The sequence below is a fragment of the Parachlamydiales bacterium genome (assembly GCA_041671045.1).
Lineage (GTDB): Bacteria > Chlamydiota > Chlamydiia > Chlamydiales > JABDDJ01 > JABDDJ01.
Window position 1 is genome coordinate 294546 of record JBAZCF010000003.1, and the last position, 21950, is coordinate 316495.

The window sequence follows — 21950 nt, forward strand, 5'->3', positions numbered from 1 at the left end:
TTATTTTATTAGATGTTTTTGGGCAATTTCCAGGCCACGGTTGCGCAAAAAGCACGCAGGGCACTTGCCGCATCCTTGTTTCATTACGCCGTTATAGCAAGTGACAGTGTTTTCCCAGAGAAAGTCTAAAATGCCCAAACTATGTGCAAGCTGCAAAGTTTCAGCTTTTGACATATCGATGAGAGGTGTGCGGATCTCAAACAATGGGTTGCCTAGATCTAGACGTAGAATCTGTTGTTTTAGCTCAATATATGCTTTTGAACAATCACGATAGCCAATTTCTCTAGCTTCTTCTTCAATAACGCCCATATAAATACAGTCTGCGCCTAAACTATGGGCGTGGATTGCACCTAGCCGGGCCATCAGTCCATTTCTTCCGACTACCAGTGTGGATGGGGCGTGCTCTTTACCCCAAGAAATGGGCTGAGCTGAATTGGTTAATGCATCGGCTGTTAAGGCAGAGAGACATTCTAAGTTGACAGCGGCATGATCAACACCCCAAGCACTACATATATGCTTGGCAGCGTTGATCTCATTATTGTGCCTTTGAGAATAGTCAAAAGAAAGGCTCAAAACATGGTCAGCGCCAAACTCTTTGATTGCTAAAGCCAAACAAAGCGACGAGTCCATCCCGCCCGAGTGCACAACAACAGTCTTCTTATGCATTAGACGGTACTTCTTTAGGTTGCTTTGCAGGTTTTTGGACTGTTTCCCACATTGTTCTAAACTGCGGACATCTCTCTAGCAGTTCCATACGTGTACCGATATCGAGTATGATGCCATGTTCTAAGAAGATGATTTTATCCGCATCCTCAATCGTCGAAAGCCGATGAGCTATCACAATTTGCGTGATCTCACCATGAAGTTCATGCAATGCCATTTTAATGTGCTTTTCGCTAATGGAATCTAGAGAAGAGGTGGCTTCATCCAGAATTAGGATAGGAGCTTTTTTAATTAGCGCTCTAGCTATAGCTAGACGCTGCTGCTGCCCGCCCGACAAGTTGCTGCCAGCGTCAGTGAGCATTGTGTTATAACCTTTGGGAAGGTGTTCAATAAAATCAGTGGCATGCGCTTTACGCGCTGCTTCTCTGACTTCTTCATCGGTATAGGGCCTTCCAAACGAGATATTTGCAGCGACGGTATCCAGAAAAAGAAACGGCTTTTGCGGTACAAATCCCATGAGCTCACGCAGGGATTTCTGCTGGTAATAGTTGAGCGGTTGGCCATCTAATAGGATTTCGCCTTGTGTAACATCGTACAGACGGGGCAAAAGTTGCGCGATGGTCGATTTTCCGGCGCCGGTAGCGCCGACTAATGCGACCATTTCCCCTTTACGGATAGTAAAGTTAAGATTCTTAAGAACCCAATCATTTTCTCCGTAACGGAACCACACATTTTTAAATTCAATCTCCTTTTCAAAGGATTTGATGGTATGTGCGCCTTCACTGTCACGTATAAGCGGCTGTTGTTCTAGCACCTCGAACATTCTATCTGCGGCAGCTAAACCGCGCTGAATATGGGAGTTTTCTTCGGCAAACTTCTTGATCGGTTCGTAGAAAACATAGAGCAACCCGCAATAGACTAGGGCCTCTGATACACTCATATTTAGGATATAGAGTCCGTATAGAAGTGCTGTAGCTAAGAAGAACATCGCTATAGTATGGATGATGGGACGTGATGAAAGATCGTAGCGGGCACTTTTTCTTTCTAGCGCCATCATTTGGTCATTCTGATCGCGATATTTACGCATGGAGAAGTCTTCCATAGCGAACACTTTGACTGTTTGTATTCCAGCCAAGTAGTCCAACAGCACAGTAGCAAAGCGTTCCTGATTGGAGAGGAGCTGCTTAGAGATCCGGCGAACGCGCTGTGCCAGGTATATGATTGGATAGACTATCAGCGGAAAGCCAAAGAATATAATGAGCGATAGCTGCCAAGATGTCGCAAAACAGAGTGCCAAAGTGGAAACAATCGTAAACGGTGTTTGTAAATAGTTGACCATGCAGGAGTTTATTGCTTCAGCAATCGTCGCAGCATCGCTGACGACTCGTGATGAAAGCGTAGCAATATTGTACCTTTGATAAAACTCCATCGGCAGTGATTGAATATGCTCAAAATAGCGTTGGCGTAGATCAGCACTAATGCTGATTGCACCAAACCGGGTAGAATAGCGGTGAATAAAGAGAGAGATTGCCTTGAATACAGCTACAAAAATAATAAGCAGAGCTAAGCGGACAGGGTTGCCTGTGAGGTTAAGGTGCGTATCTAAGAGTGTAGCATATACTTCAAAGATGCTGAAATCCCTTTTCTGGGCTATGAAACTGTTAGCCTCTTGCTGAGTCATTGTAGAATCAGTAGAGCCCGTAATCTCTTTCCAGCGGGCGTCCCGTTCATCGATAGTGATATATTCTTTTTGCTGTAGTTTACCGTCTACTTCCGGAGCAAACAATACAAAGGCATCGGTGCCTTTTTTAGTCATAAATCCCAATGTAAATATTTCTAATTGGGATGCAATAGTCTGGGCAATCATTGAAAAGACAATAATGAAGACTAGCGTACGGTAGACCTTATTGCGCCAGGCTGTACTGATGAGTTTATACATGAATTAGCCTATGAGGAAAGCCTAGTGTGGGCGCCTATTTTTCTGAATTTATTATAACGCTGCCTCACCAAGGCTTGTGTAGAACTAGTTTTAAGTAGATCAATTTGCGAAATAATGTAATTTTTGACGCTTGTGTATACAATTTGCGGGTCTTTATGGGCTCCACCGATCGGTTCTGAAATGATGTGGTCGATAACGCCTTGTTTCAATAGATCTTCAGCATTTAGCTTTAGGGCTTTTGCTGCTTCATCTTTCTTAGAAGATTCTTTCCATAGGATGGACGCACAGCCCTCGGGGCTGATGACTGAATAGTAGGCATGTTCTAGCATTCCTATGACATCGCCTATACCTATTCCAAGGGCTCCACCGGAGCAGCCTTCACCAATAACGACAACCACAATAGGAGTTTCTAAGCGTGCCATTTCCATAATATTTAACGCGATAGCTCTTCCTTGGCCCCGTTCTTCTGCTTCTAAAGCGGGATATGCTCCGGGAGTATCGATAAGTGAAACAAGGGGGAGTTGAAATTTCTCTGCTAAATGCATTAAACGAAGCGCTTTGCGATATCCTTCCGGATGAAGCATCCCGAAATTGTGCTCTACACGGGTAGCAGTATCGTGGCCTTTTTCTTGACCGATGATAACGCAGCGTGTGTTGCCAATGGTCGCTAATCCGCCAATGATGGCTTTGTCATCTCTATAGGTCCTATCCCCTGCAAGTTCTTGGAAATGGTCGCAGATGTGCTCGATATAGTCGCTCGTATGGGGTCTTTTAGGGTGACGGCAAATTTGTACCCGTTCCCAGGGTGTCATCTTTTTGTAGACAGATTCTTTTAATTGTTCGAGCCGTTGTTCCAGTTTTTCAATTTCGGTGTGAAAAACCGTAGAATCTATTTCCTGTCTTTTTAGGCGTTCGATAGCCTGTATTATATCATGAATTTGTTGTTCACTAGCAAGCGAGTCCAAATTAATTACTCCTTTTTTGAGACTGCTACGGTATCTACCTTCGGGAAGACGGCTTCGTTGTAGTCGCGCACGATTTCTACGACGGTGGGTTTTGTGATCACTATTGCGTAGATTTCTTCCATGTCTTTCGTGGATAGACGTATGCAGCCATCGCTTAAATATTTTCCTAAGCTTGATGTATCTTCAGCTAGCTCACCTCTTTCATTTTCTTTCCAAGGCACGCCGTGTATACCGTATCCTTGGGCGGGAGCGGTGCTGGGACCAATTTCTTTAGCAAAGGGAATCCAACGCGTACCAAAAACGCGGACCATCTCTACTTTAGCGCCTTTATGAACATTGAATGCACCGGGAGCGAAAGTAAGGATCCTATCTCCGAGGAGGTATTGTCCTACCGGCGTTAAGATACCTGATTCGCTATTTGCTTCTGGACGGCCTGTTCCTATCGAATAGGCTTTGATCAGTTGGCGGTCATTATTGGTTAGATCGTTGTAGTATAACCAAAGTTTATTTCTTGATATATCTACAACTAAGTTAAATTGCAGAGCGATGTCGCTTCTGAAGACGTTGATTTTATCCCCTTCGGACAGTTCTTGCTTAAGATAGTCCGGTTTTCCATTTCGGCTCCGGGCGATAAAATGCCGTGAGGTATGGAAATGTGTGGCGTAGTCGACGAGCCAGGCGGGCTTACCTTTGCGCCAGGGAGCATTACTTTTGTAGACGATCGTTTCTACAATAGGGAGTTTTTTACCTGATGTCCGGAAAAGCTCCTCTACACGATCCACTTCGATGGTAGTATCGTTTGCAAAGGCTGCAGGCGCTGGAAGAGGAGCAGGCGCGTAAGCAGGTGCTTTTTCCTTATCAACGACTTTAACTGCAGGTTGCAGTGGTATTTCAATCGGTGCATAAGCAACTATTGCCTGTTGGGGGGAAGTAGGTGCGCTACTTTTCCACCAACCGGCAATAGCTATAGCTGCGAAAAGGACAAATGTAAAAAAAGCCAATAATTTTGGTACGGACATTCGGATAATTCCTTAGTCTTTTAAAACGAAAGCTATATTAACACAAAAAACATAAAAGTAATACGAATTGTTTCCAACTACAGGGAATTAATTCGCACAAGTTTCAATAACTTTTCTCATTTTCTTTCCGGGAGTAAATTTCACTGCGTTACGGGCCGGAATGACAATAGGAACACCTGCATTTTTAGGGTTACGGCCTATTTTTTGCTTTCTTTCAACGATTTCAAATACTCCGAAATCTCTGAACTCCAATCTTTCGCCATTTGCTAAACAATCGGTCATTTTATCTAAAAAAGACTGGATGACGTGGCGTACATCATTTGGATGGATCCCTTTTTCTTGCGCGATAGACTGAATCAGTCTTTTTTTAGTCATAGTCGCGTTTTTTGGATCATCTGCTTTCGTTGCCATAAGTCAACTTCTCCTTGCGTTTTGTGTCAGTCATTAATTTTTTGTATTTTGTATAAACTTCTCTAAGCCATTGTTGTAATGCGGCTAATTTCTATCAAGATATTCGTTTAATCTCTTAATAAATGTTGATTAATTTTTAAAATTATCTTGTTTTTCTTTCCAGCAGCAATCAATAAATATAGGCCTTCTACTACATCTTGATGAGTAATAATCGAATTTTCATCGGTTATTTTCTTATTATTCAGATAAAGTCCGCCGTTGCGTACCATTCTCTTTGCATCACCTTTAGATTCGAATAATTTTGCTTTGATGCAGATATCTAATAATTTGCGGTCAATTACTTCTTCAGGAGCTAGCTCAAGCGTAGGCATCTCGTTAGCGATAGCCTCAAAAGTAGCTCTAGAAAGGGTAGTTTCTTTGCCCGGAGATAAAGAATTTGTCAGGTTTCTGGCAAGTTCTACGCCTTCATCTCCGTGCACGAAACGAGTGACTTCTTCTGCGAGAATTTTTTGCAGTTCATTCGGCAGGCAAGAGCCATCGTTCAGTTTTTTTCCCAGTTCACGAATCTGCTCCATAGGAAGGAAGGTCAGCATACGCAGTAATTTGACAACGTCGTCATCATGTACGCGGTAGAGGTATTGATAGAAATCATAGGGGCTAAGCTTATCAGCTGACAGCCAGACAGCGCCTTTTTCTGATTTACCGAATTTGGTTCCGTCGCTTTTGGTCAATAGTGGAAAAGTCAGACCGTAGGCTTGTTCCCCTGTGAGCTTTTTAATCAGGTCGGTCCCGGCGGTAATATTTCCCCATTGATCGCTACCGCCTATCTGTAATGTGACTTTATCTTCTTTATAAAGGTGATAGAAGTCATACCCTTGAAGAAGCTGATAGCTGAATTCGGTAAAGCTCATCCCCTCTTCATTTTGAAGACGAGTTCTGACCATTTCTTTTGATAGCATGACACCTAAGCGGAAGTGTTTGCCTACTTCGCGCAGGAACTCTAGAAGTGAGAACTTAGAAAACCAGTCGTAGTTATTTTTCATGGGCAGTTTATCCGTCGTGTCCCTATTCAATAACCCATTTAATTGGCGTTCCAAAGAGGCCACGTTATGACTTAAAGCTTCGCGGGTAAGAAGGTTGCGTTCGGCGGATTTCCCTGAGGGGTCGCCGATCATACCTGTTGCTCCCCCGACAAGGGCAACGGGCTGATGTCCATAACGTTTGAACCAAGATAGGACAACAACACCTACTAGATGACCAAGATGCAGGCTGTCGCCAGTGGGATCAAACCCACAATAGAGTTTAAGAGGCTTTTTGGCTAATTCTTGTAATTCTTGAGCTGTTAGAGCTTCGATAAGTCCCCGATCTTGCAATAGGGCGATTATGTTATCCATGCAAATTCTCCACTGAATAAGTGGGCGATTTTTACCTTTAAGTATTTTCCTGTCAATGAATTAGATGTGAAATTCTTTAATATGTTAATCTATGAGTAGACAAACTGTTCAAAGAGGAGTTGGATCATGGTTTCCTTAGCAAAAGAAAGCTCCCAGGTGGAGCGCGCTAGAAAGAAAATCGAAAAACGACTCTCAGAGCAAAGCAGTCATGTCACCCCCGACTCCATCAAAGAATCGGCAAATGTGATACGTGGAATGATTGAGCGCCACCAAGAAGAGCGCATACCTCTTCATGACAAGGGAATAGCTCTCTTTGATGCTAACCACTCTTCTGCTACTGTCAAAAGTAGATATGTCTTGAAACTCATGAAAGAACTTACGACTTCCGGTTTGATGAGCAAAGCACCTACCTTGAAGAAAAGAGGCGCTTCACTCAAAGGAAGGATAAAAGTCGATACCTTCTAGAAAGGATTAGTTTCCTTTATAAAATGTGTCTTGACTTTGAGTTTTGTTTGTAGAAATTCTTCTAGGGCGTGTACCCCTATCTCCTCAGAAGGAGCATGACCTACAGCGCAAAAATTCACAGCATTTTCAAACGATTGATGCCATGTCGGCTCATCGCGGCTGCCGGTGATAAAACAGTCCACTTCTTCTCTTGCTGCATCCAAAATCATCTTATGCGCGCCGCCAGAAACTAAGGCGGCTGTTTTTATCTCGCGGGGCCCTCCAGCTACGAATTCCACATTCGATTTATAATACCCCTTCAATTTTTCAATGAAAGCCTCAAAATTCTGTGCGGGGACCTTTCCTTTGACGCCAATAGGTTGTTTATCCCCTGCGGGAAAGGAAGCTAAATCCGTCCATCCCATATCTAGAGCGGCCTTCCAATTATTTCCATAAACCTTGTGCGCATCCAAGGGAAGATGATAGGCTAGCAAAGAAATGTCATTTTCCAGAAGAAGCTTAAGTTTCTTTTTCGTCACACCTGTAATGTCATGTGAATCGCGGTTCCAGAAAATACCGTGGTGTACTAGGAGCACATCCGCCCCAAGCTTCACAGCCTCATTTATAACATTTAAACTTGCCGATACTGCTACACAAACAAAATTGACTTTTTCCTTCCCCTCGACCTGCAGTCCGTTAGTGCAAAAATCATTGAATAAGGCCGGTTGAAGCAACTCGTCTAAGCTAAGGCAGATTTCTTTTAACGTTCCCATTTTTAGTTCCCGAATTCATGAATAAACGGTAAGATGCCTTATAAAGAGTAAAAATTCTAGAGGTATTGTGGAAAAAACGACCAAAGGCAAAGAGGCTGCAGCCCTTGCTGCGGCTGAGCTAATACAAGAAGGGATGATCGTAGGGTTAGGTACGGGGTCAACCGTTGCATTCTTCCTTAAAAGACTGGGAGAGCGATGCCGGCAGGGCCTAACAATAAAGGCTGCTGCCAGTTCCATCCGTACTGAAAAGATTGCACAAGAGCTGGGCATACCTGTTATTGAACTCAAAGGCCTATTAGATATTGTTGTAGATGGCGCCGATGAGGTCGATCATCGCAAGAGATTGATCAAAGGAGGCGGAGGAGCACTTTTAAGAGAAAAAATGCTAGCTTTCCATTCCCGGCAAATGGTTGTCATCGTAGATGAAGAAAAGCTTGTCACCCGGCTGGGAAAGGCACTTCTTCCTATTGAAATTGTCTCTTTCGGCCACGAAGCAACGAGAAAATCCATTTTAGAGCAGAGAATCAGCGTAATGCTACGTTTAAATCGCGAAAATGTTCCCTACGTTACCGATAACGGGAATTACATTTTAGATGCAGACATCTCCAATTACAATGATCAGCTTGAAGAATTAGACATTCAATTAAGACAAATCCCCGGAGTAGTAGAAACAGGGTTGTTTTTAGGATTAGCGAACAAGATTATCGTAGGACATGAGGACGGCAGCACGCAAGAATTTGTGTAATCCACCATAGTCCATCCTATCATGCAATCACGACCTTGTCCTATCATAGAAGAAAAACGGCAACTTGTCGTCTTTCCGCTATGAGGACAAGCTAATTAATCAACATCTGAATAATTACGCTCGGTTACTTCATCACTATAAGATGAAGTCATTAGTGCTTTATCTAGTCCATTGTTTTTAAAAACATCCGCAATTTCTTTATAGGTACAATAGATGCTTGCATCTTTAAATTGGAAATTTTTAGATTTATATTCTTCCGATTTAAAGAGCGTGCTGAAACATTCCGCAAACTCTTTTCGGTGAATTGAACCAAGCAAAATTGCCATTTCAGGGGCTGTAATAAGATCCTTTGCAAGGAAAGCGTTGAGTATTTTAGTAACGGATTTTTTAAATACTTCAATATGATCCTTATCTTCCATTGAGCGGTAATCGATAAAACACAATAAATCAAACAATTCTAAGCTAAATTGTTGTTGTACATTCTCTAGGTAACTTTTTATTAGAGAGTCGAGCGCGTACTCATCTGTAAAAAAATACATGTACACATGATCATTTGTTTCCGATGTAAAGGCAGAAACACTATCTACTGATTTGAGATAATTCGGAGCGATAGCGTGGATTTCTTGGCTTGCCTTATACCAGGCTATGAAATAATGATAGGACGGCATAAAAGCGATAGGAGTTATCAGAGGCCAGAGTACAGGAACTTGAATTAATGTAGCTGTTATTGCGGCTAAAATAGGTGCAGTTACGAGAGCGATTCTTTTTAGCACACTAAAGACACTTACGGACATCGAATCCAGATCAATCAAGGGATTTACGCTAAAGGGGAGATGTCTTTTTCTTGTCCCCTCAACACTCTCTTCTTCAGAAATGCAGCTTAATTCATGGAAAATATGAACATAGTCAGATTTATCCACATCATCAGAAATTGAATAGGACACCCCCCAACGTACTGCTCTATAAAGCTCAATCAAGTCATGCGGACAAAATATTGTAATTGAGTTTCCTACTGTAATTTCTTCTTTCAAATTGAATTTCTTTTCTTTTAAGGATCGAATCAAATTTGGATGATATGGAAAATTTCTTAAATCAATAGATCTATTAACATCCTGGGGTACAATGAAACCTTCAGCTACTGCTAGTTCAGCAACGATTGGTTTACGTTCAAAACACTTTATGAGCTTAGTTTTAGGTGCAAGTGCCAGTAAAGTTTTCGCGGTGTTCAGTGTCTCAGTCGTATATACTCCTAGGGAGTGCTTTATAAGCTGTTTAATATGTTGGGATTCAAGTATCCCATTATCCCTGCAGGAAATGAGTAGAGAAGGTTGATTGATTAAATGATCCATCGCCTGAGTCACCAAGTATGAATTATCATTCTCTGTTTCTTTCTCTGTTTCTTTTAAGATTTTTATAGCTAATTCATTAATGTTCTTTTCTGCTCTCCAGGACTCAATTTCTCTGTAAATCTTAGTAGCTAGAGGTACAAAAATAAATGAAGCCATTCCCAGAGGTGACGAAGACGCTGTTAAAGCCACCAAAGCCAGAGTTCCGGAGAATACGATTCCGGTGCGTACGTTGATGCAGAACTCATCGCATTCGGCTAACATTTTAGGAAAGCTACGTATTGGAGGAGAAAAAAAATTAAGAGCTTTAGATATCGAAGTCATTATACCTTTCCAGGGTGAAGGATATTATTATTAATAAACAAATTATATCTTAGTTTCCAACTGTTCATGTTGAACAGCATCCCCAAGACCATTTCTTTTATAAGCGTTCACAATTTCTATATCATAAAAGGAAAAAGTTTTAGGTTCAAAGTTGAAATTTTTAGATTTAAACTCATCTGAACTTAAGAATGCATCAATACACTCTGACAATTTTTTGTCTCTAATATTATGTAAAATTACCTCTATTTCATTAATTGTAATATCTTTTGAAATAATAGCCTTTAGAATTTTAGAGAGTGCGGCTTTAAACAACTCGACGGAATCAGCATAACTCTCAAGGTTTTTAACAGTAATAAAATAAAATAAGTTAAATAATTCAAAACTGAATTGTTGTTCATGATTGTTAATATAGCTTTGGATCAAAAGATCAAGAGCAGACTCGTTTTTTATAAAGTACATATAGACATGATCTGGGCTGTATGAAGAAAAATCTTTTATGCTATCCACTGATTTTAAGTAATCTACAGCTATATTGCTTATTTCGCTGCTAGCTCTATACCCTTGATATCCATAATAAAGAGAAGGAATCAATGCCAAGGGTGCCAGGAAAGGTAAAATAGCAGGAGCATAGAAAAAAGTTGCTGTTAAAGAACCTATTAAAGGAATTGTAGTATAAGCAATGCGCTTTACTAGACTAGAGACTTTCACTGACATTGATTGCAAATCTACAAATTGGTTTGCTTTGAATGATTCACTTCTCTTCTCTTCCGCTCCTTCTTTTTCAAAAATGTGATTTAACTCGTGGTACATATGAGGGTAATTATTTTGATAGTATTCTTGAGCAATAAACTTAAATCCCCATCGAGCAAGGTTATAATGCATATTCAAATTATAAGCTTGAATCTCAGGTAATTTATTAACATAATTATACTCAGTAATAGTTCCCAGCTTGAAATTTCTCTCTTTCAAGGTTCTCATCAAATTAGGATTTGAACAAAAAAATTGAGCGTCTAGTTCGGACTCTAAATCTTCAGGAGAAATGATGCCTTCTTGAATTGCCACCTCAGCAATATCAGCATCAATATCGAACATTTTTTTGATTGCATCTATGTTAGTCAACATTATAAATGATTTTGCTTTAGAAGAGCCCATCTCTTGTATTTTGGAAATATAATCAACTAAATCAAACATTTCCGATTCATCAAGTTCACCTTTCTCTTTAAGCGCCTTCAAAAAATAGGGTTGTTTCGTTAAGTGGTTTTTTATATCCCATGACGACTGATAATATATTGCAGGAGCCCCTTCATATGTATAGTTCGTCTTTGAACTTTTAAAGGTCTCTAACGCTAAATTATTAATATTATTTTCAGCTCTGTTTTTTTCGAATCCATGATATAGTTTAGTGATAACCGGCGCTAAAATAACAGATGCAATTCCAAAGGGTGATGCAGAGGCTGCCAAAGCCACCCCGGCAAGAGTTCCGGCGAAAACAATTCCGGTGCGTACAGTAATGCAAAATTCATCGCGTTTTGCTAGATCTTTTGGTAATTCTCGTGTTATTGCGGGAGAAACGAAATTAAGTGCTTTTAGTATAGAACTCATAGAAATCCTTTCAAATTTTAAATTATCTTTAATTTTAAACTAAGATTGATTAAATGTCGATTAATTTCTTGACTTAAACGTAAGTAGTAAAATTAGACGCATGTTTTATTGAAAAGTCTTAATTAACTGGAAATACTTAGTATTCCCAGTTTTTTTGAAATATCTAGCTATAGAGATCTTTCTTAGCGTAAAGATAGAATGTCACGGCCTTTCCATCGATTTGAGGAAGGATGGCTTTTCTCCAAGTCACAACTTGCTGACAGATGACGGTTTGCTCTAAAGTTGTCAATTGTGAAGCAACACAAAGCCAAGTGTCTGGAGAAAGCACTTTAATGGCATCTTCCAGAAGGATTCTGTTCCGATGAGGCGCTTCAATAAACAGCTGAGTGGAGTTTTCTTCTAGAGAACGCTTTTCAAGTTGTTTAAGTGCGCTTTCGCGATCTTCTTTCTTTTTGGGCAAGTATCCGCTAAAGCCAAAAGATTGCGATGGCAGGCCTGAGAGCATTAGACCTAGCAGCAAAGCTGACGGGCCGACAAAGGCTTGCACGGTAATTCCGCGCTGACGCGCCCTAAATACAAGCTGGGAGCCTGGATCTGCTATGCAGGGTAGGCCTGCGTCGCTGACATAACCCCATCTCTCCCCATTAAGTATAGGTTCTAAAAAGAAATCTATATCTTTGTAGGCAGTCGATTTGTCTACGACAGCTATGGGAATGGTGCGCGTATCGCGGCTTTTAATAAACAGGTCTAAATAGCGTTTTCCGGCTGTCGGATTTTCTGCAATCAAGCCGTCTAGGCTGTTGACGGCTTTATTTACACTAGCCGGTAAAAAGAGCTCGGGGTGAGCGCCTGTAGCTAAAAGATTTGGCAGTAACAAGAGGGCGGGTTTACTTTTTTGTTCCATAATTCAATTGGGTTGGAATTCCATAAACAAGTTTTACGATAAGTTTTTCCATTAGAAGCTCGTCATTGCCGGCTGAATCTTTAGCTTCAAACTCAGATGTATCCAGGGCAATAATTGCTGAACGGAACTTTTCAAGGCCATAGTTTCGCGCAGATTGGATGTTTTTGTCTAAGATAAAACCTTTCATCTGGGGGAACTTGATGCTGATGTCGGCGGGAGAACCGCCATTAGTTAAAAGAGAAATGATCTCGAATCCGGTCTGAAAGCTGCGTCTAAATTGGCGGATCATAGCAATCAGGGCTGTCCCGCTTTGCATGAGGAGGTGGCAAAGGCGCAGGGCTTCGGATGGATTGCCTTGCAAAATGGCGTCGGCAGCTTGCCAAGCCGTTGCTTGGGGGATGGCTTGGACTAAGGCTGCGATATCTTCTTCTCTGATTTCCTTCCGATCACCTGTGTATACAGACAGCTTATCAATTTCATTGTTCAGACCGATGTAATCTGCACTTAAGTGACGGTATAGAAGTTGTGCGTTGGAAGGAGTTATGGTTTTATTTAAGGCTGTGCTTTTCTTGATTATCCATTCCACGCATAAAGATTCAAAATCTTTAGGTTTGGGCTGGTCGGGGGAAAATACGACGCCGAACTTTTCTGTTTTCTTATAAAAATTAGTGCTGGCATTGACTGTAGAAGCTATTAAAAGGAGGGATACGTCGTCATTGGCCTTGGAGAAGTAACTTTGTAGTACTTCAGATGCATTCTTTTGCAATTTATCGCAATCTTGAATGATAAGCAGCCTTTTGCCGGAGAACATGTCAAAACCGTTCAGCTCATTATCAAGGGTTTTGTCATCGACCAAGGCACCTTCAAAGCGAATAATGGAACGTTTTTGTTGTTTTAGCAGCGATAAAAGGAGTTCTTCAGCAATGTGCGTCAAAAACTCCACTTTCCCTATCAATAAGTAGATAGGCGACAGTTGTATGGAGGCTGCGCTAAGTAGGTGCTTTTCGAAAGATTTCCAATCAGAGTATTTCATGTAAGATAATTTAGCTTAGTACTTACATATTTTCAATTGAAAGGGACGCAAAGGTTAATTATATTATTCGATTCATATTCCGGAATAGATACTCGGGTAGTATTGGTTCCATTCCGCTGCCTAATAGAGGTTGCTCCTTAATTCTTTTTTCCCATTTAACAGCAGAAGCTCGGGCTTTTTCAGCTGTCATCCAAATAGGTGTAACTTCCTTAAGAGTAAAGACACTTTGTATTTTACCCTCTTTCTTTTCGGCTAGTATTTCTGAACTACGATAACCACTCGCAACGGTTATTACATCCACAGGCTCACGTTTAAATACTTCAAACAATACTTGATACAAGATTTTCCTATCTTGCTTACCCTCAAAGGAGCAGTGTTTAAGTTCTAGATGGCGCATTTTGTTTTTTTTATGCCATGCGTCTTTATCATCCCTATCCTGATAATTGTAAAAAGTCTCTTCGCCCTCTCCCCATAACGTAACTCTATTTCTACGCGACGCCCCCAATAATCTAGTCCAAAGTCTTTCAAGCAAAAAAGATCCCATTGAATGGGGTTCTTCGTTTTGTTTTCCGCATAGGACGTTAAATCGAATGGAATCACTATAGTTCCGACCATTCATAGTAAGTTTTGCTTCGACTTTAATTTTTGTAAGTTGTCCTTCTATCTCCCTCTCTTGTTCGCTTATTGTGACAGAGGTGGTATTCACATATTCGCTTAGTGACATAGGTAGTGGTGGGAAGGCATAAGGTGCATCTACATCAAAGCAAGGATTAAAAAAGGAATGTATAAAGGAAATTGTTTTGTACAGACATTTCTCAACAAAACTTTGTTTTCTGAGGTAACTATGAAAGCATTTAATGCTCTTTTCGTAAGCCTTTATAAGTACTGACTGTTCAATCTCAATTGATAAAATACGCCGTGCGTGATGACGAAGGTCTTGTATTGTACTTGGAAAGGAGAATTCTTTTGATTTAAGTTCTTGAAGAATGGATGCGTGGCGAGTAAATTTTTTCGAGATGATCTCTAAATTCCTTTCATGATCGAGTCCTCGAAAGAAATCATAACGTTCTTTCAACAGCTGAAAAATATTAATGCTTTGGAGGAACGTTCTATCCTTATTAAAGAGGTCATCTTCATGAATGATAGAAGGAAACTCCTCTTGGTCGAATGCCAACATGTAATTACCGTATCGGGGACCGAAAAGCCCGGGCAAGGTATCTGGTAGGGTTGCGGTAGAATAGGTCCGTTCAAAAAGTGTTTTTATGGGGGTGTCTTGCTCACAGGGAGAAATTGCGCCGAAAATTTCGGTAAACTTATCTAAATTTTCATTAGCCAAGAGTTTAAATTTATCAAAAGCAAGGGTGGTATTAAAGTGAAGTTGCTTATTTGCTAATCTTAGTGATTGAAGTTCTTGGTAACTCAAATGGGGACAAATATCATTTGTAAAAATTTCCATCGGAAGATTTAAAATAGAAGTCATCATCTTACTTGAAGTATAAAAAGAAAAATTATACACAATTTATTTTATAAATCAACCGAAATAAATTATATCGTAATAAAAGAGCGCTACTTTTTTTTATTCAAAGTTATATTTTTCCAAAAAGCGAAACTAAAAGGCAGCCATAATTGTGGGGTGTGACTGAAGCTCTGTTCGATTTGCTCAGCGTTGAGCCAATGTAATTCACTATATTCGTCTTGGGGTGGGTGAATGATGTCGGTATTTTCTTGAAGGGTTATTTTTACACAGAGTTCGAGAGTCCCCTCTTTGATATCTTCAATTGCTGTGATAAGCTGGATAGTGGAAATATTATCAGACGTTAGACCTGTCTCCTCTAAGAGTTCCCTCTGTGTCAATTCTTTATAGTTTATTTCCCCGTCGTATTCGCATTCCGAATCGACTCCGCCTGAGGGTGCAAACTCTAAAAGATTCGGGTATTGCGCCATGTGAACAGCGCGTTTACCTACAAGGATATGATTTCCGGCAAAAGTCATGCATGAAAGAGACAGGGGTTTAAGGGTAAAGGCTTCCCTTAATGGGGAGTAGCGCCAGGCTAAAAAAGTACGGTAATGGATAAAATGTCCGCGAATGATATCTTCAGAAATATGGGTAACATTGAATAGTTTGCCGTCAAAAAGGAAAACTCCGGAGTCAATTTTAGATTGCCAGAAGTGATCTATCTCGTTTTGGATTTCTTGGGAATATCTTTCTGTAGGGTTATTCTCAACTAATATTTTTGTTTCGGAAGTGATCTTATGTATTAGGTAGTTATCATTTTCCATAAACTAGCTCAAGCACAGATTTCCAGTCTTTGACTTGGCAAATATCGCCTCTCCATTCCACAGTGTTGCCATCGCTGGGTACTAGCCAGAAGGTTTTAATGCCTGCGCCTGTTGCAGAAGCTACTCCGCTGGAGCTATCTTCTATTGCGATTGTCTCCTGCGGCTCAAACGTGGACATCTGCAAGGCGCGTTGGTATGGCGCCGGATGAGGTTTGGAAAACTGGGTATCTTCCATCGTGATGGTATCGGCAAAAAAACTTTCCAGTTGGTGCACGTGCAAAAATTTAGCAACGTAGGCTTTGCTAGCAGCTGTAACGATATAGAATACCGTTCCTTTGGATTTTCCATGATTTAGAAAATCTAGTGCTCCGGGCATTAAGGGGATCTTGTGGGAATACTCTTTAAAGAGGGCGACGTATTGGGCGTAAAGCTCTTTGGTATTCAATGTCAGGTTGTAGCGGGTTTGCAGGATCTCCACAACTTCGCTGATAGGAGGTCCGACAAGACCGGTGAACTCTTCGGGAGTAGGTTCCAAGTTATTTTTCCGCATAAAATCGGCGTAGACGTTATATAAAAAAGTCATACTGTCAGCTAAAGTACCGTCAAGATCACAGAATACTGCTTTAGGTACAAATTGGAGGCGTGCTGTTTGGAAATTACTCATTAGTCAGATCTTCCGGTTGTATACCACTCCCTAAGGAAATAGCTTTATTTAATCTTTTGCCTTCATAGTCTTTTAAAAAGCGAGGGGGCATACCTTGCTTTTGTTTTCCGGGCCTAAGGAAATCCACATTGAGTCCTTCCTGCAGAGGCTCTCCTTTAGCGATAGGACGGATGGCTTGCACCCCTCTTTTGGCATAATGCTGCAGCTCGTTCTCAAGAGGATCGATAGCTTTTACACGCTTGCCTAGCATTTTATAGGTAGACCTTACGGCCGCTACCATATTTTTAAGCTCGTCAGGTGTGACGGCAAAAAAATGGTCTGGTCCTGGTATAGCATTGTGGAGGGTAAAATGTTTCTCGATGACAACGCCCCCTAAAGCTGTTGCAGCAACAGGCGCTAGCAATGGGTCGCGGCTATGGTCGGAAAGACCTGCCTGAACACGAAATCGTTCCTTCAGCCAAGGTATTGCTGCCAGGTGCAGGGACTCATTAGGTGTTGGATATGCGGCAGTACATTGGAGTAGAATTAGTTGTGAGCCGCCTAGGGAATAGAAGTAGTCGACTGCCCACGCGATCTCCCCTTCCGTGGCTGCACCTGTAGAGAGTAGCAAGGGTTTGCCGCTTGCAGCGGCCTTTTCGATCAAGCGTGGATGCCCTATTTCATAGGATGCGATTTTATGCAGTTTAACGTAGGGGTCTATCTGCTCAAAATCTGCTACTGAAAATGATGTTGCTAGAAAGTCTACGCGGCATTTATTGCAATAATCCGCAAGCTCAGCGATCATTTCATAAGGCATTGCCAAGTCTTTAAAGATATCGGTGATGTCTTCTTGAATGCCGGCCTCTTGAAGGTAGTCGCTTGATCCTGCATTCGGAACATAGATAGTTTCGGGACGATAGACTTGGAATTTCACCGCGTCCACTTGGGCTTCCACTGCTGCGTCTATGAGGGCTTTTGCCATAGCCATATCCCGTTTGGGATTGCCTAAGCGCCAGTTGGAGCCTGCCTCAGCGATGATATATACGGATTCAGGGAAGACGATATTTGGGGTAAGCTCTACACCGAACAATGAGACTGTGCTGGAAAATTTTTCTTCTTCGGATAGGAGGATGAAACCTGCATTTTGAAAGGCTTTAATAGAGGCTACATTTTCCAATTTAACTTCTGCTAAGAGCGTATCATATCCCCTTTCCCTCACAACAGATTGGACTTCTTTAAGGATAAGCGAGCCGAGACCTTTTGATCTGCTTTCAGGTGGAATATTAATAGAGAGTAAACAGCAGCGCCGCTTAGCATTTATGGGATGGTTGCAGTATTCGAAAAAAATGAAAGCGACTCTTTCCCCTTTGTACATAACAAAAAGCGGGGGAAGGTCCTGCATAGCAAAATATCGACTGAGATAGGTTGGATAGAATTCTTCCCAAGTACGTAATTCCGAATGAAATGACATTTCCCGCGTAATGGGATCATTTCTCCAGTTAAGGACAAAGGCTGCATCTTTTTCGTTGGGGCGGGCTAATTCCCAATGTAATTGTTCTGATTGAATTGTCATTATGTTTTTTCTGTCGTCAAATTTTTCTGTTGAATATGGGCGTTGATGGAATGCCATTCTGGGTGCGCTGCGTAGACAGCATTTAACTCTTTCAAAGAGAAGTTCGGATTACTAGGATAAATAGCGGCTAAGAGTTTGGAAATCAACCTAAAATCATCGAGCGTATCTACTGTCCATCGGTAATAAGACTGATCAGGGTTTTGCGTAAGTTGTACCGTACTAAATTTTTCCGGATGAGTATATAGGTAGGGGGTCACATGTTCTCTTTCATAAGGCAAGGTTGCATTTTGCCAGGCTTCTTCTAAAGCTTTAAAGGAGAACACTTCTGTATCCATGCCTCGGGGGAAAGTACGCGTAAGCGTATTTGAAGCAAAGAGATTTTCGTCGTTTAGGCTTTTAAAAAGGTCTATCAACTGCGTGACTAAGATAGGATCTATGAGGGGGCAATCTGCAGTAATACGGACAATAACATCTGCATGCGCCCCTTTTGCAGCCTGGTAATAACGATCTAGCACATCCCCTTCACTTCCTTTAAAAACTTCAACCCCATTGCTTAATGCCGCCTCTGCAATGAGTATGTCGCGGGGATGTGTTGAAGTTGCCACAATAATTTTGTCAGCGTTAGAAACACGCTTTAATCTTTCTAAAAGATAGCTTAGAAGGGGGCGCCCTAGAACTTTGAAGAGAGGCTTTCCTGGGAGCCGCGAGGCTCCCATTCTAGCCTGTATTAAGATTAAGGTAGTCATAACAACTACCTTAGTAGATTAGTCTCCTAAATTTCATCCTTTTTTGCAGGTGGAGGCTCTTTTTTTGCAGACTCTTTTTGGAAACGCCGTTTCCAGCCTTCAGCGGTTAATCGTTTGGCTTTTGGTTTGATTTCAATTTTCTTTTTGGCCGGGCCATCACCATCAGTGGATTTTTTTGCTCCGGTCGACGCCTTTTTTGCCGTTTTTGAGGCTGTGGGCTTTTTAACTTTTGATTTTATTGCTGCTTTTTTTGGAACTGCTTTTTTTGCTGTCAGGACTGCTTTTTTGGGAGCAGCTTTGGTAACGGCTTTCTTTACGACAGCTTTTCTTGGAGCTACTACAGCTTTTTTTACTACGGCTTTCTTAACAACTGATTTTTTTGGTACAGCTTTTGTGGTTTTCACCACGGGCTTTTTAGGTGCCGCTTTTACTACAGCTTTTTTTGGCGCTGCTTTTATCACCTTCTTAGTAGCTTTTCCTTTTTTCAATACGGTTGGCATAACTACCTCCATTTATTTTTGGCAACTAATCAACTCCTAATTTAACAAGTTCTATGCCAACAACGCCTAAAGTTAATAAATAATTTAAATAGTTTACATCATTTACTAAAAAAATCAATTTTATTTGATAATATGAATAGTCTACTAAACTGTTTATGAATTGTTAGTAATAACTGTGAGGTGGTCTATGATGAAATTAATAACCGTCTTTGTCGCTGCCCTGTTTACAGTGGGCCAAAGCAATTACGCCCAAACCGCAACGCCCCCAGCACCTTCTGTTAATGTAGATCAAAATACGGAGAGTCCTACTAAGCCTCAGTTCCAATGGCCGCCGCGTAATCAAGGAGGAAATGGAACAGCCCAGCCGGTGCGCCCCCGCCCCCCTGTGCATCCAGCACCCGGAGTTCCCTCGCAAGGTCCAAAAGCTTTGATTTTTGTGGGACCAGAAAGTATTCATGTCTCCGTAAGTACTTTTAATTTTAGACAACCTGAGAAAAATAAAATCCTCTTTGAACAAACATATCCTTTTGAAGTCAGAGATATCTTTGGTGATAACGGCCAACCTATCAATGATCAGCAAAAAGAAGCATTTGAAGCTAAGCTTAAAGAGGTCATAGCTGCCGCCAGAGGAGCTGGAGCTAAACACCCCTGGATACTTGTATCCGAATCTTTTAAAACGGCTCCAAATGCCAGGGAAATCATTCGTTCCATAAGACAGAATGATCGTGTTCTCATCTTTATTTTACCTTCTCACAAAGAAACACGTTTAGCATTCCATGCATTAAAAGTTGCTAAGCCCGATTTGAAAGGAGAAAAATTTGTTTTATGGTACGGAGATACCAATAGGCTAAGCTTGGCTACTGAGGGCGCTGATGGCTTTGTAGGCTATCAAGGGGCTCATTATGGCACTCCTCAAAAACCGTCAGAAGACGGTGATGATGATGTAGCTCCAGACACCGGAGCAGATGTAAAAGACCATGATGATAGTGCAGCGACACCCGCAGGACCTGCGGATGATGCACAAGCAGATCGCAGTAAGTCTTGGAGAGAAAGAATTGCTGAAAGAATGGGAGACGGAGAAGTACGTCCATTACCCCCTATTTTTAAAGAGACCATCTCAGAAAATGCGGGTAAAGTTTATGGCGTCGGTGACCGTTTCCTTGCGCTGAGTAAAGACAGTGGTCATGTAATCAATGCAGAATCACTGCAAGCAATTATTAGCGGTGATGATGCAAACAAAGCTAAGGCTGCGACAATAGTACTTGATAATATGAAGGAACTAGGGGTGACTAGTATAGAAGTTGTCCCTGTCGATATGTCTCAAAGCTTTAGAGATATACATAGATAAGGAATGCAGTGCGGCGGTTTGAACCGCCGCACTCGCAATAATGAAACTCAGCTAACATTCTCTAGCAAGCTCAAACTTAGAAGGGTATATCTTCTTCGTTATGATTTGAATTTGATAACCCGCCGACCTGGTCAAAGCGATAGTCATCATGAGCAGGAGCCTGCTGTTGTTGCTGATAATTTTGTTGCGGATAGTTCTGCTGAAGAGTGGATTGTTGTTGTGTATATCCTGTACGGTTATACTGTCCACCTTCCTGTTGAGCGCCGCCTTCACGTTCTGATTTTCCAAACGGACTGAACTGGATCATCTCTGCAGTAATATCAAGAGATACTTGCGGACGGCCTTCTTTGTCTGTGTAGATTTCAGGCTTATGGAGTGTTCCCACGATGATAACTGCGCTGCCTTTCTTTAGATAAGGCATCATCTTATCAAATCGATCGCCCCACACTGTAATACGGTACCAAGAGGTTTCCTCTTTGCCAGCACGACGACCGTTAACTGCAACGCGGAATGATGTAACTTTTTGTCCGGAAGGAGTGAAACGTGTTTCGGGATCAGCGCCTAAATGACCAGCAATTTGAATGATATTCATGATGTTTCGGTATATTTAAGTTTTGAGAAAAGTAGGAACTGCCTGCGGCAGTTCCTACAGAATATAATGGATTATCCGCGAATAATGCCGGCCTGGCCATAACCTGGGCGACCGCCTAATTGTTGTTGAGGGGATGCTGAAGGTGTATCTTTACGGGAGCCTTCATCGCGTCCTTCGGAAATTTCAGCGCATTTTTTGCGCCATTTTTCCACAGTTTCAACATATAGAGGAGCGAAAGCGCGAAGAGCTGATGAGAGAGCATGCTCCATATCAATGGTGCAATGCATCAAGATAAGTTCTTCTTTCACCGCTACACCTACACCACCGCCGGCCATTTGACCGCCAAGCATTGAACCTTCAAGAAGAGATTCATAGAGGCGTAGGCGCGTTTTATCGTCTCTTGGAAGACCGTCTAGGAGAGGAGAATATAGATATAGGCGTTTCGAGTTAGGTTCATAAGTTAGGTGTAACGAAAATTCATCGTCGATTCCTAAAATACACGTGTTGTTTTCGTCGAACTCAAGACCTTCGAGTCCAAGTTCTTTTCCGAACTCTTTTAAGTTATCTTTAGCGTTTTCAAATGACATAGGAGAACCTCCTGAAATAATTAACTTATTTGGTTTTGTTGTACCACATTAAACAATGAGAGTAAAGATGCAGTAAACAGTAGAAAAAGTAAACAGGTTTTAACGCTCTCATATCATTT

The 21950-nt window shown here is 41.5% G+C and carries 22 protein-coding genes; 3 read left to right on the forward strand and 19 right to left on the reverse strand.

The window, feature by feature from the left end; translation table 11 throughout:
• From queC to tyrS, 6 genes are all read right to left on the reverse strand, one after another.
• A complete protein-coding gene (queC, locus tag WC222_05870; protein ID MFA6915904.1) occupies positions 1-666 on the reverse strand; it encodes a 7-cyano-7-deazaguanine synthase QueC in 666 nt (221 codons plus the stop codon).
• Positions 659-2602 carry an ABC transporter ATP-binding protein gene (locus WC222_05875; protein ID MFA6915905.1) on the reverse strand — a complete coding sequence of 648 codons (1944 nt, stop codon included), beginning with the start codon at positions 2600-2602 and terminating at the stop codon, positions 659-661. The genes queC and WC222_05875 overlap by 8 nt, the downstream gene beginning before the upstream one ends.
• 8 nt (positions 2603-2610) lie before the next feature.
• Positions 2611-3567, reverse strand: a complete 957-nt coding sequence (locus tag WC222_05880; GenBank protein MFA6915906.1) for an acetyl-CoA carboxylase carboxyltransferase subunit alpha — start codon at positions 3565-3567, stop codon at positions 2611-2613.
• Positions 3568-3572: 5 nt separating this feature from the next.
• Positions 3573-4586 (reverse strand): L,D-transpeptidase, encoded by a 1014-nt coding sequence (locus tag WC222_05885; protein MFA6915907.1) that lies wholly within the window; start codon positions 4584-4586, stop codon positions 3573-3575.
• Positions 4587-4673: 87 nt separating this feature from the next.
• Positions 4674-4997, reverse strand: coding sequence for an HU family DNA-binding protein (locus WC222_05890; protein ID MFA6915908.1), 324 nt, complete (start codon positions 4995-4997; stop codon positions 4674-4676).
• A gap of 107 nt (positions 4998-5104) precedes the next feature.
• Complete coding sequence (gene tyrS, locus WC222_05895) at positions 5105-6391, reverse strand: tyrosine--tRNA ligase (GenBank protein MFA6915909.1); 1287 nt, start codon at positions 6389-6391, stop codon at positions 5105-5107.
• 126 nt (positions 6392-6517) lie between these two features.
• Between tyrS and WC222_05900 the strand changes: the two genes are divergently transcribed.
• Positions 6518-6856, forward strand: a complete 339-nt coding sequence (locus WC222_05900; GenBank protein ID MFA6915910.1) for a hypothetical protein — start codon at positions 6518-6520, stop codon at positions 6854-6856.
• On the opposite strand, the gene WC222_05905 is transcribed toward WC222_05900, so the two are convergent.
• A complete protein-coding gene (locus WC222_05905; protein ID MFA6915911.1) occupies positions 6853-7608 on the reverse strand; it encodes a Nif3-like dinuclear metal center hexameric protein in 756 nt (251 codons plus the stop codon). The genes WC222_05900 and WC222_05905 overlap by 4 nt on opposite strands.
• A gap of 67 nt (positions 7609-7675) precedes the next feature.
• Here WC222_05905 and rpiA point away from each other — a divergent pair, with 67 nt between their 5' ends.
• Entirely contained in the window at positions 7676-8353 is a 678-nt protein-coding gene (gene rpiA, locus WC222_05910) for a ribose 5-phosphate isomerase A (protein MFA6915912.1), read from the forward strand.
• A 95-nt stretch (positions 8354-8448) separates the two neighbouring features.
• On the opposite strand, the gene WC222_05915 is transcribed toward rpiA, so the two are convergent.
• The 10 genes from WC222_05915 to WC222_05960 form a co-directional block, all read right to left on the reverse strand.
• Positions 8449-10023 carry a hypothetical protein gene (locus tag WC222_05915; protein MFA6915913.1) on the reverse strand — a complete coding sequence of 525 codons (1575 nt, stop codon included), beginning with the start codon at positions 10021-10023 and terminating at the stop codon, positions 8449-8451.
• 42 nt (positions 10024-10065) lie between these two features.
• On the reverse strand, positions 10066-11625 hold the full coding sequence (locus WC222_05920; protein MFA6915914.1) for a hypothetical protein: 1560 nt from the start codon (positions 11623-11625) through the stop codon (positions 10066-10068).
• 163 nt (positions 11626-11788) lie between these two features.
• Positions 11789-12529, reverse strand: coding sequence for an SAM-dependent methyltransferase (locus WC222_05925; protein ID MFA6915915.1), 741 nt, complete (start codon positions 12527-12529; stop codon positions 11789-11791).
• The gene (gene holA / locus WC222_05930) at positions 12513-13562 is read right to left on the reverse strand and encodes a DNA polymerase III subunit delta (GenBank protein MFA6915916.1); all 1050 of its coding nucleotides are present in this window, start codon (positions 13560-13562) and stop codon (positions 12513-12515) included. The genes WC222_05925 and holA overlap by 17 nt, the downstream gene beginning before the upstream one ends.
• Before the next feature lie 58 nt (positions 13563-13620).
• Positions 13621-15018 carry a hypothetical protein gene (locus tag WC222_05935; protein ID MFA6915917.1) on the reverse strand — a complete coding sequence of 466 codons (1398 nt, stop codon included), beginning with the start codon at positions 15016-15018 and terminating at the stop codon, positions 13621-13623.
• Positions 15019-15128: 110 nt separating this feature from the next.
• A complete protein-coding gene (locus WC222_05940; GenBank protein ID MFA6915918.1) occupies positions 15129-15842 on the reverse strand; it encodes an NUDIX hydrolase in 714 nt (237 codons plus the stop codon).
• Positions 15832-16506 carry an HAD family phosphatase gene (locus WC222_05945; protein MFA6915919.1) on the reverse strand — a complete coding sequence of 225 codons (675 nt, stop codon included), beginning with the start codon at positions 16504-16506 and terminating at the stop codon, positions 15832-15834. The genes WC222_05940 and WC222_05945 overlap by 11 nt, the downstream gene beginning before the upstream one ends.
• Positions 16499-18058 carry a GNAT family N-acetyltransferase gene (locus WC222_05950; GenBank protein MFA6915920.1) on the reverse strand — a complete coding sequence of 520 codons (1560 nt, stop codon included), beginning with the start codon at positions 18056-18058 and terminating at the stop codon, positions 16499-16501. Before WC222_05950 ends, WC222_05945 begins: the two co-directional genes overlap by 8 nt.
• Positions 18058-18804: a glycosyltransferase family protein gene (locus WC222_05955; GenBank protein MFA6915921.1), complete on the reverse strand. Its 747-nt coding sequence runs from the start codon at positions 18802-18804 to the stop codon at positions 18058-18060. Before WC222_05955 ends, WC222_05950 begins: the two co-directional genes overlap by 1 nt.
• Positions 18805-18830: 26 nt before the next feature.
• On the reverse strand, positions 18831-19292 hold the full coding sequence (locus tag WC222_05960) for a hypothetical protein (GenBank protein MFA6915922.1): 462 nt from the start codon (positions 19290-19292) through the stop codon (positions 18831-18833).
• A 199-nt stretch (positions 19293-19491) separates the two neighbouring features.
• Between WC222_05960 and WC222_05965 the strand changes: the two genes are divergently transcribed.
• Positions 19492-20652 (forward strand): hypothetical protein, encoded by a 1161-nt coding sequence (locus WC222_05965; GenBank protein ID MFA6915923.1) that lies wholly within the window; start codon positions 19492-19494, stop codon positions 20650-20652.
• 76 nt (positions 20653-20728) lie between these two features.
• On the opposite strand, the gene ssb is transcribed toward WC222_05965, so the two are convergent.
• Both ssb and WC222_05975 read right to left on the reverse strand, forming a co-directional pair.
• The gene (gene ssb / locus WC222_05970) at positions 20729-21244 is read right to left on the reverse strand and encodes a single-stranded DNA-binding protein (protein MFA6915924.1); all 516 of its coding nucleotides are present in this window, start codon (positions 21242-21244) and stop codon (positions 20729-20731) included.
• Between the two features lie 71 nt (positions 21245-21315).
• Positions 21316-21831 (reverse strand): CesT family type III secretion system chaperone, encoded by a 516-nt coding sequence (locus tag WC222_05975; protein MFA6915925.1) that lies wholly within the window; start codon positions 21829-21831, stop codon positions 21316-21318.
• Positions 21832-21950: the final 119 nt, after the last annotated feature.

What these genes read in the sequence shown, in the direction of transcription:
- queC (MFA6915904.1), bottom strand. Translation starts at nt 666, where the DNA reads ATGCATAAGAAGACTGTTGTTGTGCACTCGGGCGGGATGGACTCGTCG.
- WC222_05875 (MFA6915905.1), bottom strand. Translation starts at nt 2,602, where the DNA reads ATGTATAAACTCATCAGTACAGCCTGGCGCAATAAGGTCTACCGTACG.
- WC222_05885 (MFA6915907.1), bottom strand. Translation starts at nt 4,586, where the DNA reads ATGTCCGTACCAAAATTATTGGCTTTTTTTACATTTGTCCTTTTCGCA.
- WC222_05890 (MFA6915908.1), bottom strand. Translation starts at nt 4,997, where the DNA reads ATGGCAACGAAAGCAGATGATCCAAAAAACGCGACTATGACTAAAAAA.
- tyrS (MFA6915909.1), bottom strand. Translation starts at nt 6,391, where the DNA reads ATGGATAACATAATCGCCCTATTGCAAGATCGGGGACTTATCGAAGCT.
- WC222_05900 (MFA6915910.1), top strand. Translation starts at nt 6,518, where the DNA reads ATGGTTTCCTTAGCAAAAGAAAGCTCCCAGGTGGAGCGCGCTAGAAAG.
- WC222_05905 (MFA6915911.1), bottom strand. Translation starts at nt 7,608, where the DNA reads ATGGGAACGTTAAAAGAAATCTGCCTTAGCTTAGACGAGTTGCTTCAA.
- WC222_05915 (MFA6915913.1), bottom strand. Translation starts at nt 10,023, where the DNA reads ATGACTTCGATATCTAAAGCTCTTAATTTTTTTTCTCCTCCAATACGT.
- WC222_05920 (MFA6915914.1), bottom strand. Translation starts at nt 11,625, where the DNA reads ATGAGTTCTATACTAAAAGCACTTAATTTCGTTTCTCCCGCAATAACA.
- WC222_05925 (MFA6915915.1), bottom strand. Translation starts at nt 12,529, where the DNA reads ATGGAACAAAAAAGTAAACCCGCCCTCTTGTTACTGCCAAATCTTTTA.
- holA (MFA6915916.1), bottom strand. Translation starts at nt 13,562, where the DNA reads ATGAAATACTCTGATTGGAAATCTTTCGAAAAGCACCTACTTAGCGCA.
- WC222_05935 (MFA6915917.1), bottom strand. Translation starts at nt 15,018, where the DNA reads ATGGAAATTTTTACAAATGATATTTGTCCCCATTTGAGTTACCAAGAA.
- WC222_05940 (MFA6915918.1), bottom strand. Translation starts at nt 15,842, where the DNA reads ATGGAAAATGATAACTACCTAATACATAAGATCACTTCCGAAACAAAA.
- WC222_05945 (MFA6915919.1), bottom strand. Translation starts at nt 16,506, where the DNA reads ATGAGTAATTTCCAAACAGCACGCCTCCAATTTGTACCTAAAGCAGTA.
- WC222_05950 (MFA6915920.1), bottom strand. Translation starts at nt 18,058, where the DNA reads ATGACAATTCAATCAGAACAATTACATTGGGAATTAGCCCGCCCCAAC.
- WC222_05955 (MFA6915921.1), bottom strand. Translation starts at nt 18,804, where the DNA reads ATGACTACCTTAATCTTAATACAGGCTAGAATGGGAGCCTCGCGGCTC.
- WC222_05965 (MFA6915923.1), top strand. Translation starts at nt 19,492, where the DNA reads ATGATGAAATTAATAACCGTCTTTGTCGCTGCCCTGTTTACAGTGGGC.
- ssb (MFA6915924.1), bottom strand. Translation starts at nt 21,244, where the DNA reads ATGAATATCATTCAAATTGCTGGTCATTTAGGCGCTGATCCCGAAACA.
- WC222_05975 (MFA6915925.1), bottom strand. Translation starts at nt 21,831, where the DNA reads ATGTCATTTGAAAACGCTAAAGATAACTTAAAAGAGTTCGGAAAAGAA.